The organism is Streptomyces sp. R28 (assembly GCF_041052385.1).
GTDB lineage: Bacteria > Actinomycetota > Actinomycetes > Streptomycetales > Streptomycetaceae > Streptomyces.
In genome coordinates this window covers 9,556,302-9,569,042 of sequence record NZ_CP163439.1, presented here as the reverse complement: position 1 = coordinate 9,569,042, position 12,741 = coordinate 9,556,302, and the positions used below count along the sequence as shown (strand labels likewise).

The window sequence follows — 12,741 nt, the reverse complement described above, 5'->3', positions numbered from 1 at the left end:
ACAGCGGGCATATGACGCAACAATACGCGAGACAGTCGTATATCCCAGTTCGGCTCATCAGTACATATGACGGACGCCAATCAGTGCGCGCCGATCAGCTCCTGCTCGCTGCCGGTGCGAGCCGCCCGCCTGGAGCCGCGCAGTGCGGCGATGCCGATGAAGACCATGGACGACAGTCCCGCGAGGGCGAACGCGGTGAAGCCCCACTCGCCCTGGTTCGCGGCGAGCAACTGGCCGCCGAGCCACGGTCCGAAGACGGCGCCGAAGCGGCCCATGCCGGAGGTCCAGCCGACGGCGGTGGCACGGTTCTCGGGGCGGGAGCGGATCGAGACCGTCGCGTAGATCATGGTCTGGGCGCTGTTCAGGAACACCCCGGTCAGGAACACCACCGTGAAGGTGAGCGCCAGCGGCATGTGGACGCTGAGCAGGAAGACTCCGGCGGCGGTCAGCGCGAACCAGATCGCCGAGATCCGCGGGGCGCCGAACCGGTCGGAGGCGCGTCCGGCGACCAGCATGCCGACGATGCCGCCGAGGTTGAACAGGAGCACGAAGGTCAGCGCCGAGCCGAGGTTGTAACCCTCGCCGCGCATCAGGGTGAGCAGCCAGGTGGCGACGCCGCAGACGAGGAGCAGACCGCCGAAGGAGGCCAGCCAGTACAGCAGGGTCTGGGTCCACTCGCCACCCCGGAAGAGGTTGGCCAGGGAGTGCCGGCGGTCGGCGGCGGCCTGCTTGCCGGCCGGGGCGGCGGGCAGCTCGACCTCGTAGCGCCGGGCCAGCTCGCCGCCCTCCTCGCCGCGGCCCCTGGCGACCAGGAAGCTCAACGACTCGGGCAGGAACCTGGCCAGGACCGGCACGAAGAGCAGCGGAAGCACGCAGAACCAGAACGCGGCCCGCCAACCGAGGGGTTCGACGACCCACAGGGCGACGTAGGCGGAGAGGATGCCGCCCGTGTGGTGGGCGGTCATCAGCATGCCGATGGTGAGGGCGCCGCGGCCGCGCGGGGCGAAGTCGGAGACCATGCTGATCGCGGTGGGCAGCAGACCGCCGAGGCCGAGGCCGGCGAGCGTGCGGCCGAGACCGAACACATCGACGCTGCCCGCCGTCGCGCACAGCCCACAGGCCAGGGAGAAGAGCGCGACGCAGGCGACCATCAGCTTCTTGCGGCCGATCCGGTCGGCGACCGTCCCCGCGGTCAGGGCGCCGACCAGCATGCCGAAGGTGGCGTAACTGCCCAGGTCACCCGCCTGGTCGGGGGTCAGGCCGAGGGCCTTTTCCGCCAGCATGTGGGGCAGCACCGAGCCGTAGATGAACATGTCCAGGCCGTCGAAGAGGACGGCCAGCCAGCACAGGCCGACGGCGAGTACGGCCAGTCTGCCGACGCGAGCGGTCGGGGAGGGGGGAGGACATCCTTGTTTTCCTCTCGTGCGTCTGTGCGCCAGACGCTAAGGAGCCGATCCCAAGAGAGTCAACAGTTTTGTCAACAATCTCAAAGGACTCGATCGTCTTCAGACCCCACGCCTGCCCCTTGGCCCGCTCGTCCTCGGTCCAGGTGATCAGCGGCCAGTCGGGGGCCAGCACGAGTCGGGTGAGCGGGTTGCACAGCTCGATGCGGTTGCCGCCGGGCTCGTAGACGTACAGGAAGAACGTCTGCTGGATGGCGTGCTTGTGGGGGCCCGTCTCGATGAACACGCCGCTGTCGATGGCGAGGTCGGCGGCGCGCAGGATGTCCTCGCGGCTGTCGGTCGCGAAGGCGATGTGGTGCAGCCGGCCGGCGGAACCGGTCCAGTCCGAGGTGTAGACGACGTCGTACGACTTGTCGGTGAAGGTCAGTCAACGGGCCGCGATCTTCCCGGAGTCGAGCTGGATCTGCTCGGTGGGCCGGGCGCCCAGGTCGGGCTGGGTCTCGCGGTAGACGGGGACGAGCTGGTCGGTCAGCTCGTCGGTGGCGATCAGCGGGTAGTCGCCGGCGTCGAAGAAGCGGACCTCGGCGCCTAGGGTGGCGGCGGCACGCTCGGCCTCGTCCCGGCGTATCGCTTTGATCTCCTCCAGCTTCTTGCCCTCGCGCCAGGCCTTGGCGGACTCGCCGCGCTCGCCGTAGGTCAGGCAGGCGATGGTGACCTTCTCGCCCCGGGAAGCGGCCAGTGCGATGGCTCCGCCCGCCCGCCACACGAAGTCCCCGGCATGCGCGGTGATCACGAGGGTGGAGCGTGGTGGCGATGGGGGTCCCCCCGCTCGAGCGAAGCCGGGAGTGGGGGAGGGCGCATCGGCATGCGTCATTACAGGTTCTCCTTGAGTGACAGGTGTGCGCCCGCCCCCTGCGACTCAGCCGCGCAGCGACTCGTACGGATCAGTCGCGCAGCGCCTTGATCACGCTGGTGAGGTGGGCGCGGACGGCAGCCTCGGCCGCCTGCGGGTCCCTGGCCGTGATCGCCTCGATCATGGCAAGATGCTCGCTCAGGGAGTGCTGCGGGCGTCCCGGCCGCAGCGCCAACTGGAAGCGGTGGCGCACCAGTTGTGCGTTGAGCCGCTCCAGCAGTTCCACGGCCGTCCGCTGGCCGGAGAACTCCCGGATCCTGGCGTGCAGTTCCTGGTTGAGCTCGGAGTAGGTCATCGGCTCGCCGTCGGCCACGGCCTTGGTCATCGCCGTGCCCAGGTCCGCCAGCAGCGTCAGCTGCTCGTCGTCGGCCGCGACGGCGGCCTTGGCCGCGCAGAGCGCCTCCAGGACCATGCGGCACTCGGTGATGGCGACCGCTTCCTCCACGCTCACCACCCGCACCCGTGAACCGCGGTTGCGGATCCGCTCGACCAGGCCCTGAGCCTCCAGATCGATCAGTGCGGCGCGGATGCTGGCCCGTGTCACCCCGAACTGCTCGGCGAGTTCGTTCTCCACCAACCGCTGCGCCGGTGCCATCTCGCCGTGCAGGATCGCCTGCCGCAGCTGCGCGAGCGCGCGCTGTTTGGCCTGCTCCCCGGTGCCCGGACGGGCTTCGTTCGGCATGTGCCCTCCCTGAGTGAGTGCCTGTCGAACGTAAATCTAGCCAAACATAATTGTCAACAATTTTGTCTGCCATATTGAGCGCAGGGTCGGACGGAGCGCGGAGCGCGGGCTAGGGTCGCCGCATGACGCACAGCTTCGTACTGCACATCCCCGACGCCGAGCTCGAACCCGAGCCGCTCGCCCCGGAGCAGATCGTCTCCGGAACACCCGAGGTGACCGGAAAGGTCGTCTGGGAGTCGGCGGACGGGCGTCAGGTGCGGGGCATCTGGCAGATCACGCCCGGCGTGGTCACCGACACCGAGGCCGACGAGCTGTTCGTCGTGATCAGCGGGTCGGCCACCGTCGAGGTCGAGGGCGGGCCGACGCTGAAGGTGGGGCCCGGGGACATGGCCGTACTGCGCGAGGGCGACCGTACGACGTGGACGGTGCACGAGACGCTGCGCAAGGCGTACGCGATCAGTCTGTGAGCGGGGCCGCCGTCGAGCCTCGGATCTCCAGGGCCGGTGTGGCGAGTTGGATCCGTCCGTGCCCTCCGGCGCCCTCGAAGCGCTCCAGGAGGCAGCGGGCCGCGCGGCGGCCGACCTCGTGGCTGGTGTTGTCGACCGTGGTGAGCCACACGTGGCGCAGGCGGGCAATGCTCGTGTTGTCGTAGCCGACGATCGACAGGTCGCGCGGGACGCGCAGCCCCAGTTCCTCGGCCGCGGAGAGCGCGCCGATGGCGGCGATGTCGTTGACGGCGAAGACGGCCGTGGGCCGCTTTGGGCGGCTGAGCAGGCGGACGGTGGTGCGGTAGCCGCCCTCCTCGGTCATGTCGCTGGGCTCGACGACCGCCTCGTCCACGAGGCCGTGCTCCCGCATCGTCGCCTCGAAGCTCCGTCGGCGCAGCTCGCCCACCGCGCCGTATCCCGCGATGTGCGCGATGCGCCGGTGCCCGAGGCCGATGAGGTGCTCGGCGACCAGACGGGCGCCCTGTTCGTCGTCGCCCGCCACCACGTCGACGCCGGCCGGAACCGGCTCGCGGGCACCGGCCACCACGACCGGGATCCGCGCGGCCACCGCTTCGAGCGCGGCCGGGTCGGGGAGGGTGCCCACCACGACCAGGCCGTCGACCCGCAGATCGAGGAAGGGGCCGGCGGGATCCTGGCCGGTGCGGCGGTTGAGGCGGGCGTCGGCGAGCAGCATGTGCAGGCCGTTGTCGTGCAGGAGCGAGTTGAGGCCGTCGAGCATGTCGACGAACCACGGGTTGCGCAGGTCGTTCAGGAGGACGCCGACCGTGCGGGTGCGCTGCTCGCTGAGGCTGCGCGCTGCGGCGTTGGGGCGGTAGCCGAGTTCGCGTACGGCACGCAGGACGGCGTCCCGCTTCTCCGGCCGCACCTGGTCGGAGCCGCGCAGCACCAGCGAGACCAGCGACTTGGAGACGCCGGCCCGGTCGGCCACGTCGCGGATCGTCGGCGGTCTCATGGCATGGACCGTTCCATGGGCGCCATTGCGTTGTCAAAGGGCCAGGGAGGGGTTGACACCCGCGAAGACCGGCCCTCAAGGTGGGCGGGAAGAAGTTGGAACGGTCCAAAGAGGGGCTCCCAGTCATGGTGGACACGCTTGGCGTCGCCGTTGTCGGATTCGGCTGGATGGGCCGGGTGCACACCCAGGCTTACGCCCGCGTCCCGCACCACTACCCGCAGCTGGCGGTGCGGCCGGAGCTCGTGGTCGTCGCCGAGGACGTGCCGGGCCGGGCCGAGGAGGCCGCAGCCCAGTTCGGGTTCGCCTCGACGACCCGCGACTGGCGCGAGGTGGCCGCCGATCCGCGCGTGCGGGCCGTGAGCATCACCGCCCCGAACTTTCTGCACCGCGAGATCGGTGTGGCGATGGCCGAGGCCGGCAAGCACATCTGGATCGAGAAGCCGGTGGGCCTGACGGTCGCGGACGCCCGGGCGGTCGCCGACGCCGTCGCCAAGGCCGGCGTCCAGGGCGCGGTCGGCTTCAACTACCGCAACGCGCCCGCCGTCGAGGCGGCCGGCGCGCTCATCGCCGCCGGCGAGATCGGCACGGTCACCCATGTGCGCCTCCGCCTCTTCAGCGACTACGCGGCTCACCCCGAGGGTGCCCTGACCTGGCGCTACGAGAAGGAGCGCGGCGGCAGCGGCGTGCTGGGCGACCTCGCCTCGCACGGCGCGGACCTGGCCCGGTACCTGCTCGGTGACATCGCGTCGCTGACCGCCGACACGGCCGTGTTCATCCCCGAGCGGGCCCGCCCCACCGGCGCCACCGCCGGCCACGCCCGCGCCACCGGCGGCGAGCTCGGCCCCGTCGAGAACGAGGACTACGTCAACTGCCTGCTGCGCTTCGCCTCGGGCGCGCGCGGCGTCCTGGAGGCCTGCCGGGTCTCGGTCGGCGAGCAGAACAACTACGGCTTCGAGGTGCACGGCACCAAGGGCGCGGTCTTCTGGGACTTCCGCCGGATGAACGAGCTGGGCGTCAGCCGCGGCACCACCTACCAGGACCAGCCGGTCAGCACGGTGTACGTCGGCCCGGGCGACGGCGAGTTCGGCGCCTTCCAGCCGGGCGCGGCGAACGCCATGGGCTACGACGACCTGAAGGTCGTCGAGGCGTACCGCTTCCTGCGCTCGGTCGCCGAGGGCACCCCGCACGGGGCCACGCCGGCCGACGCCGTGCGCAGCGCCGCCGTACTGGACGCGATGGTGCGGTCGGCGCGGAACGGCGCCTGGGTGGACGTGGACGCGTAGCGGGGAGGGTCAGCGGCGGGCGCGTCGGCCGAGGGTGACCTTGACCGGGATCAGGACGAGCCACCACAACGCGGCGTCGGCCCCGGCCACCAGCGTCAGCGGGATGGTGAGGAGGAACACGACCACCGTCACGGCGAGGTCGAGGGCGTAGAGCCGGAAGCCGCCCGCGGGAGTGAAGTCGCCGCGCAGCCACGGGCGCCCGGCCAGGACGGCGACCAGTGCGAGGTGGGCGGCGCCGAGGGCCGCGACCGCCGCGGCGTAGATCGCGACCGAGGCGGGTTCCGCGCCGTACTCGGAGACCAGCCTGGTGGGGAAGGGCAGCAGCGCGGCGGCGCCCAGGCCGAGCAGGGACAGCGCCATGACCTGTCCGTCGACCTGCCGTACGGAGCGGAAGATCCTGCGGTGGTCGCGCCAGAAGCCGCCCAGCACCGCCACGCTGAGCGCGTAGGCGCCGAGGTCGGGGAGCAGCTCGCGCAGCGCCTCGTGGTACTCCTGCGTGTCCAGTCCGCGCGGCACATAGAGATCCAGGACGAGCAGGGTGATCGCGATGGCGAACACGCCGTCGGCGAGCGCCACCAACCGCTCGGGGCCGCCGTCCGGGTTCGATTTCCACATGCGCACGACGGTAGGGAGCCGGGACCTGCCGAGCGGGGATACACGCCAGGGCGAGGGCCCCGACCGTCACCGGATGGGCGTGGGCATGTTGTACGGCGTCACCACCTGGATCGCCGACGGCAGCGTGGGTCCCGCGGGCGGCAGCGCGCCGTGCGCCCGCATCACGATGTGGCAGGCCTCGCGCATGTCGTGGCGCAGATCGTGGTGGAGTACGGCGGACAGGCGGTGTTCGCGCAGCAGCCGGGTGTTGTCGTGGTCGAGGTCGTGCGCGACGAACACCGCGCACTGCCGGCCCAGTTCCTCGAAGGCCCGCAGGGTGGCGATGTTCCCGCCGCCGATCGAGTAGACGGCACGGATGTCCGGGTCGCGTTCCAGCGCGGCCCGCACCAGGTCGTACTGGGTGGCGTCCAGGCCCTGCCCCTCGGCGATCTCGACCAGCGTGCGGTCGGGGTGGAGGGCGCGCATGGCGCTGCGGAAGCCCATCTCGCGCTCCTCCTCGTTGCGGAAGAAGCCGCTGCTGAGGCTGGTCAGCACATTGCCGGGCCGCTCCCCCAGCCACTGCCCCATCAGGTACGCGGCGGTGGCGCCGGCGGCCCGGTTGTCGATGCCGACGTAGGCGAGGCGGGCGGTGGAGGGCAGGTCGGTCACCAGGGTCACCACCGGGATGTCCGCCGCCACGAGCCGGGTGACGGCGGCGGTGACCTCGGGGACGTCCGGGGCCTTGAGGATCACGCCCTGCGAGCCGCGCCGGGCGATGCGGTCCAGCGTCCGGCTCAGCTCCGGCACCGGCCCCGTCTCGCGGAAGTGGAAGCGTGAGCGCACGACGGCCGGGTGCAGGGACGGCAGCTCCGCCTCCAGGGCGGCGCGTACGGCGGTGGTGAACCGCTCGGGCGCCTGCACCACCATGTCGATCATGAAGGTACGGCCCAGCAGCCGTACCTGGGTGCGCTGCCGGTCCAGGTCGGCTATCGCCTGCTGGACCTCCCGCGCGGTGCTCTCGCGCACCCCTCCCCGGCCGTTCAGGACCCGGTCCACCGTGGCCTCGCTCAGACCCGCCTGACGTGCGATCTCCCGGATCGGGAAGGGGTGACCCATGCGACGGCTCCTTGAGGGGTTTTTGATGGTCGCCTGCTGGTTGTTCGAGGGGATTGTCATGACAAGAATGACAGCGCTGAGTCGCTTCTGTCACCGAGAGGACACCGATGTCCTTCACCTCCGTACACCGCCGTGCCTGGCTGTCCGAGCAGGACTGCGACCTCGACTCCTTCCGCGCTCTCGTCGAGCGGACGACCGACCTCGCCGACTACCCGTACGCCGCCTCCGTGGAGCGCGACGTCCTGCGCTACGACAGTGAGCGGCTGCTTCGGGCCGGGGACCGCCGGGAGGTCCGGGCCGAGCTGGTGCGCGCCCTCACCGAGGGGCCCGGCATCGTGGTCTTCCAGGGCGCCTTCCCGGACCCGGGTGTCGTCGACCGGCTCACCGAGGTCTTCGACGCCCTGATCGCCGAGCAGCGCGCGTCCGGCGCCGACGCGGGTGACCACTTCGCCAAGCCCGGCGCGAACGACCGGGTCTGGAACGCGCTGGAGAAGGCGGCGCTGTACGACGCCGAGGCGTTCGCCGACTACTACGCCAACGACATCCTGGCTCTGGTCTCCACCGCCTGGCTCGGCCCCGGCTATCAGGTGACCTCGCAGGTCAACGTGGTCAACCCGGGCGGCGCGGCCCAGTCCGTGCACCGCGACTACCACCTTGGGTTCCTGTCGAACGACGTGGCGGCCGCGTACCCGGCCCACGTCCACCGCCTCTCCCCCGTGCTCACCCTCCAGGGCGCCGTCGCGCACTGCGACATGCCCGTCGAGTCCGGACCGACGATGTACCTGCCGTACTCGCAGACGTACGAGCCGGGCTATCTGGCGTGGCGGCTGCCGGACTTCCAGGCCCACTTCGAGGCGCACCACGTCCAGCTCCCCCTAGCCAAGGGCGACGCGGCCTTCTTCAACCCGGCGCTGTTCCACGCGGCAGGCACCAACCGCTCGGCGGACATCCGGCGCATGGCGAACCTCCTGCAGGTGTCCTCGGCGTTCGGTCGGGCGATGGAGACGGTGGACCGCGAGGCGGTGGCGAACGCGGTGTTCCCCGTGCTGGTCGAGCGCCGCGGCGAGGGTGCGGACGAGGCCTGGCTGGCGAACGTGATCGCCGCGAGCGCCGAGGGCTACCCCTTCCCCACGAACCTCGACAGCGATCCGCCGGTGGCCGGCCTGGCCCCGCCCTCGCAGGCGGACGTCGTACGGCGCGCGCTGCGCGAGGGATGGACTCCCGAGGCGCTGCGAGAAGAGCTGCGGGCCGGCGCCGAGCGGCGTCAGAGCTGACCAGAGCTGAAAGGACCAGGAAAAGACATGGGACTTCTCGACGACAAGGTCGTCCTCGTCAACGGCGGCAGTCAGGGCGTCGGCGCGGCGATCGCGCGGGCGGCCGTCCGCGCGGGGGCGGTCGTGGCCGTCACGGGGCGGCGCACCGAGCCCGGTGAGGCGCTGGTGGCCGAGCTGACCGCCGACGGGGGCAAGGCCATGTTCGTACGGGCCGACCTCGCGGACGCCGAGCAGGCGAAGGCGTCCGTCGCCGAGGTCGTCGACGCGTACGGGCGGATCGACTGCCTGGTCAACTCGGCGGGGCTGACCTCCCGGGGCACGCTGCTCGACACCACGCCCGAGCTGTTCGACCAGCACATCGCGATCAACCTCAAGGCGCCGTTCTTCGCGATGCAGGCCGCCGTCTCGGACATGGTCGCGCGGGGGGATCCCGGCACCATCGTCAACATCATCACGTCCTCGGCGCACGGCGGGCAGCCGTTCCTCGCACCGTACGTCTCCGCCAAGGCCGGCCTGATCGGGCTGACCCGCAACGCCGCGCACGCGCACCGCTGGGACCGGATCCGGATCAACGGCCTGAACATCGGCTGGACGGCGACCGAGGGCGAGGACGCCACGCAGAAGACCTTCCACGGGGCCGCCGACGACTGGCGCGAGCAGGCTGCCGCCAAGCTGCCGATGGGCAAGCTGGGCCAGCCGGACGAGATCGCCGACTTCGTGGTCTTCCTGCTCTCGGACCGCTCCGGGGTGGTCACCGGCTCGGTGATCGACTGGGACCAGAACGTCTTGGGCGGCCTGGACTGAACCAGCCCGTCCGGCGATTGAGGACGAGCCCGAAGGGCGACCGGGTCCGGGGCGGAGCCCCGGCAACGAACAGCAACCACACACCAGGAAAGCAGCAGAGCTCATGCGCATCGGAATCCTCGGCCTCGGCCGCATCGGCGCCTTCCACGCCGAGACCCTCTCCGGACTCGACGCGGTCGACTCCCTCGTCGTCACCGACCCGTTCGCGGACGCCGCCAAGGCCGCCGCGGAGCGGTTCGGCGCCGAGGTCGTGGACTCACCCGAGGCCCTGCTGGCGGCCGGCGTGGACGGCATCGTCGTGGCGGCCGCGACCGACGCCCACCCGGCGCTGATCCTGGCGGGCGTCGAGGCCGGCATCCCGGTCTTCTGCGAGAAGCCCGTCGCCAGGACCATGGCCGAGGGTGTCGAGGTGCTGAAGGCCGTCCAGGGCAAGGGCGTGCCGATCCAGATCGGCTACAACCGCCGCTTCGACACCGGTTTCGTCAACGCCCGCGCCGCCGTGCAGAGCGGCGAGCTCGGCAAGCTGCACACGGTCCGCTCGACCACCCTGGACCCGGCGCCGCCGCCGGCCGGGTACATCGCCGCCTCCGGTGGCATCTTCCGGGACTGCTCGGTGCACGACTTCGACATCATCCGCTGGGTGACCGGCCGCGAGGTGACCGAGGTGTACGCGGTCGGCGGCAACAAGGGCGCCGACTACATCAAGGAGGCGGGCGACGCCGACACCACCGGCGCGATCCTCACGCTGGACGACGGCACGATCGCGGTGGTCTCCAACTCCCGCCACAACGCCCGGGGTTACGACGTCCGCATGGAGATCCACGGCTTCACGGACTCCATCGCCGTCGGCCTGGAGGACAAGCTGCCGCTGCGCTCGGTCGAGCCCGGCGTGACCTTCCCGGCGGGCACCCCGCACGACTTCTTCATGGACCGCTTCACCGCGGCCTACCGCGCCGAACTCACCGCGTTCACCGAGGTCGTGGCGGGTACCCGGCCCTCGCCGTGCACGATCGAGGACGCGCTGGAGGCCGGCTGGATCGCCGACGCGTGCACACTGTCGCTGCACGAGCACCGTCCGGTGACGATCGAGGAGGTACGGCAGGCATGAGCGACTCGGGCCGGGAACCGCTGCGCATCGGGGTACTGGGCGCGGCACGCATCACCGAACTCTCCCTCGTCGGCCCGGCCCGGACGACCGGCCACCGCCTCGTGGCGGTGGCCGCGCGCGACCGGTCCCGCGCCGAGGCGTTCGCCGACGAGCACGACGTGGAGCGGGTGGTGGACTCCTACGCCGACCTGCTCGCCGATCCCGAGGTCGAGGTCGTCTACAACCCGCTCGCCAACGGCCTGCACGGGCCGTGGAACCTCGCCGCCCTTGCGGCCGGCAAGCATGTGCTGTCGGAGAAGCCCTCGGCGAGCAACGCCGAGGAGGCCGCCGAGGTGCTTCAGGCGGCGGCCAAGGCCGGGACGGTCTTCATGGAGGCGTTCCACTACCTCTTCCACCCGGTCACCCGACGCCTGCACGAGATCTTGGAGAGCGGTGAACTCGGCGAGCTGCAGCGGGTGGAGACGCTGGTCGCGATCCCGGCGCCGGACGACTCGGACCCGCGCTGGTCGCTGACGCTCGCGGGCGGCGCCGTGATGGACCTCGGCTGCTACAGCCTGCACGCGGTGCGGATGCTCGCGCCCTGGGCGGGCGGTGCGCCGCGTCTCGTTTCCGCGCGGGGCGGGGAGCGTGCGGGTGCGCCGGGCGTCGACGAGTGGCTGGACGCCGACCTGGAGTTCCCCGGCGGGGCGACCGCGTCGGCGCGCTGCCACATGGCGTACGGCGAACTGGAGATGAGCTGCCGGATCGTCGGCTCCCGGGGTGAGGCGTTCGCGCCGAACTTCGTGCTGCCGCACCGCGACGACCGGGTCGTGGTGCGTACGGCGGACGGGGAGCGGACGGAGCGGCTGGGCACGCGCTCGTCGTACACCTACCAGCTGGAGGCGTTCGCCGCGCACATACGCCGGGACGCTCCGCTCGCGCTGGACGCGGACGACGCCCTGGCGACGATGTCGCTGATCGACGAGTCCTACCGCGCGGCGGGCTTCGAGCCGCGGCCGCGTACCGCGCTCTGAAGGAAAACGGTCGGGCGCCGGGGAGTTCCCCGGCGCCCGACCGTTCTTGTCAGCCCTGGTACAGCGCCGGCCGGTCGACCAGATCCACCGGGACCCGGCCGCCCTCCTCCAACGCCCGTACGCCCGCCTCGCACACCGCGGCCACGGTGTACCCGTCCCACACGGTGGGCCCGGTGACCTCGCCGCGCCGGGTGGCGTCCACCCAGGCCTGGACCTCACGGTCGTAGGCGTCGGCGAACCGCTCGATGTAGTCCTGGGCGATGATGCCGCCCCAGCGGCCGGCCGCGTTGGTGACCAGGGCGTGGCCGTCGCCGACGCGGGCGGTGCCGCGTTCGCAGACGACCTCGGCCTGGACCTGGTAGCCGAAGCCGCAGTTGACGTAGATCTCGACGTCGACGATCGCGCCGCCGTCCGTCTCGAAGACCACGAACTGCGGGTCGCGGATGCCGTCCGGCGCGTTGTCGGAGGGCGTCGGGGTCAGCACGGTGACGGCCGTGATCTCGTGGCCGAGCAGCCAGCGGGTCACGTCCATCTCGTGCGTCACGGAGTCGTTGATGAGCATCTCGGACGTCCAGCCGGGCGGGCTGGCGACATTGCGGTGCCGGTTGTGCAGCATCAGGGGACGGCCCAACTGGCCTGTCTCCAGCAGGGACTTGAGCTTCATGTACTCGGCGTCGTAGCGCCGCATGAACCCCACCTGGACGCGGCGGTGACCGAGCTTCTGCTCGGCCTCCAGAACCCGCAGCGCGGAGGCCGCGTCGGGGGTGAGGGGCTTCTCGCACAGCACCGGCAGGTCGTGCTCGAAGGCGGTGAGGAGCGCCGCCTCGTGGGCGGGGCCCGGCGAGGCGACGATCACCGCGTCGACGTCGCCCGCCGCCATCGCGGCGGCCGGGTCGGTGTGGGCGGTGCAGCCGTCGACGCGGGCCGCGACCGATTTGGCGCGCTCCGCGTCGACGTCCACGACGGCGGTCACCCGTGCCCCGCTGGTGACCTCCTGGATGCGGCGCACATGGTCCGCACCCATCTTTCCGGTACCGATGACTGCGACTCCGAGCGTGTGCGGACGCTGGGTCATGGTGATCGGCCGTCC

At 71.5% G+C, this 12,741-nt stretch carries 12 protein-coding genes and 1 pseudogene; 6 read left to right on the top strand and 7 right to left on the bottom strand.

The window, feature by feature from the left end; all coding sequences use genetic code 11:
* Positions 1 to 80: 80 nt before the first annotated feature.
* The 3 genes and pseudogenes from AB5J49_RS42015 to AB5J49_RS42005 all read right to left on the bottom strand — a co-directional run bounded on the left by AB5J49_RS42015 (position 81) and on the right by AB5J49_RS42005 (position 2,998).
* Positions 81 to 1,439, bottom strand: a complete 1,359-nt coding sequence (locus AB5J49_RS42015) for an MFS transporter (RefSeq protein WP_369175440.1) — start codon at positions 1,437 to 1,439, stop codon at positions 81 to 83.
* A 49-nt stretch (positions 1,440 to 1,488) separates the two neighbouring features.
* Positions 1,489 to 2,277, bottom strand: a pseudogene (locus tag AB5J49_RS42010) (PIG-L family deacetylase); the annotation flags it as partial.
* Positions 2,278 to 2,347: 70 nt separating this feature from the next.
* On the bottom strand, positions 2,348 to 2,998 hold the full coding sequence (locus AB5J49_RS42005) for a GntR family transcriptional regulator (RefSeq protein ID WP_369174131.1): 651 nt from the start codon (positions 2,996 to 2,998) through the stop codon (positions 2,348 to 2,350).
* Between the two features lie 122 nt (positions 2,999 to 3,120).
* Between AB5J49_RS42005 and AB5J49_RS42000 the strand changes: the two genes are divergently transcribed.
* Positions 3,121 to 3,465, top strand: a complete 345-nt coding sequence (locus tag AB5J49_RS42000) for a cupin domain-containing protein (RefSeq protein WP_369174130.1) — start codon at positions 3,121 to 3,123, stop codon at positions 3,463 to 3,465.
* Here the strand turns inward: AB5J49_RS42000 and AB5J49_RS41995 are convergent.
* Positions 3,455 to 4,459, bottom strand: a complete 1,005-nt coding sequence (locus tag AB5J49_RS41995; RefSeq protein ID WP_369174129.1) for a LacI family DNA-binding transcriptional regulator — start codon at positions 4,457 to 4,459, stop codon at positions 3,455 to 3,457. The genes AB5J49_RS42000 and AB5J49_RS41995 overlap by 11 nt on opposite strands.
* A gap of 125 nt (positions 4,460 to 4,584) precedes the next feature.
* Here AB5J49_RS41995 and AB5J49_RS41990 point away from each other — a divergent pair, with 125 nt between their 5' ends.
* Positions 4,585 to 5,742: a Gfo/Idh/MocA family protein gene (locus AB5J49_RS41990; protein ID WP_369174128.1), complete on the top strand. Its 1,158-nt coding sequence runs from the start codon at positions 4,585 to 4,587 to the stop codon at positions 5,740 to 5,742.
* Positions 5,743 to 5,751: 9 nt separating this feature from the next.
* Here AB5J49_RS41990 and AB5J49_RS41985 read toward each other — a convergent pair whose 3' ends face one another.
* Both AB5J49_RS41985 and AB5J49_RS41980 read right to left on the bottom strand, forming a co-directional pair.
* The gene (locus AB5J49_RS41985; RefSeq protein ID WP_369174127.1) at positions 5,752 to 6,357 is read right to left on the bottom strand and encodes a TMEM175 family protein; all 606 of its coding nucleotides are present in this window, start codon (positions 6,355 to 6,357) and stop codon (positions 5,752 to 5,754) included.
* 66 nt (positions 6,358 to 6,423) lie between these two features.
* Positions 6,424 to 7,452 (bottom strand): LacI family DNA-binding transcriptional regulator, encoded by a 1,029-nt coding sequence (locus tag AB5J49_RS41980; protein ID WP_369174126.1) that lies wholly within the window; start codon positions 7,450 to 7,452, stop codon positions 6,424 to 6,426.
* Positions 7,453 to 7,559: 107 nt separating this feature from the next.
* Between AB5J49_RS41980 and AB5J49_RS41975 the strand changes: the two genes are divergently transcribed.
* The 4 genes from AB5J49_RS41975 to AB5J49_RS41960 all read left to right on the top strand — a co-directional run bounded on the left by AB5J49_RS41975 (position 7,560) and on the right by AB5J49_RS41960 (position 11,651).
* On the top strand, positions 7,560 to 8,726 hold the full coding sequence (locus tag AB5J49_RS41975) for a phytanoyl-CoA dioxygenase family protein (RefSeq protein WP_369174125.1): 1,167 nt from the start codon (positions 7,560 to 7,562) through the stop codon (positions 8,724 to 8,726).
* Positions 8,727 to 8,753: 27 nt separating this feature from the next.
* The gene (locus AB5J49_RS41970; RefSeq protein WP_369174124.1) at positions 8,754 to 9,530 is read left to right on the top strand and encodes an SDR family oxidoreductase; all 777 of its coding nucleotides are present in this window, start codon (positions 8,754 to 8,756) and stop codon (positions 9,528 to 9,530) included.
* A 103-nt stretch (positions 9,531 to 9,633) separates the two neighbouring features.
* On the top strand, positions 9,634 to 10,638 hold the full coding sequence (locus AB5J49_RS41965) for a Gfo/Idh/MocA family oxidoreductase (protein ID WP_369174123.1): 1,005 nt from the start codon (positions 9,634 to 9,636) through the stop codon (positions 10,636 to 10,638).
* Positions 10,635 to 11,651 (top strand): Gfo/Idh/MocA family protein, encoded by a 1,017-nt coding sequence (locus AB5J49_RS41960; protein WP_369174122.1) that lies wholly within the window; start codon positions 10,635 to 10,637, stop codon positions 11,649 to 11,651. Before AB5J49_RS41965 ends, AB5J49_RS41960 begins: the two co-directional genes overlap by 4 nt.
* Positions 11,652 to 11,700: 49 nt before the next feature.
* Here the strand turns inward: AB5J49_RS41960 and AB5J49_RS41955 are convergent, their stop codons facing one another.
* A complete protein-coding gene (locus AB5J49_RS41955; RefSeq protein WP_369174121.1) occupies positions 11,701 to 12,726 on the bottom strand; it encodes a Gfo/Idh/MocA family protein in 1,026 nt (341 codons plus the stop codon).
* Positions 12,727 to 12,741 lie beyond the last annotated feature (15 nt).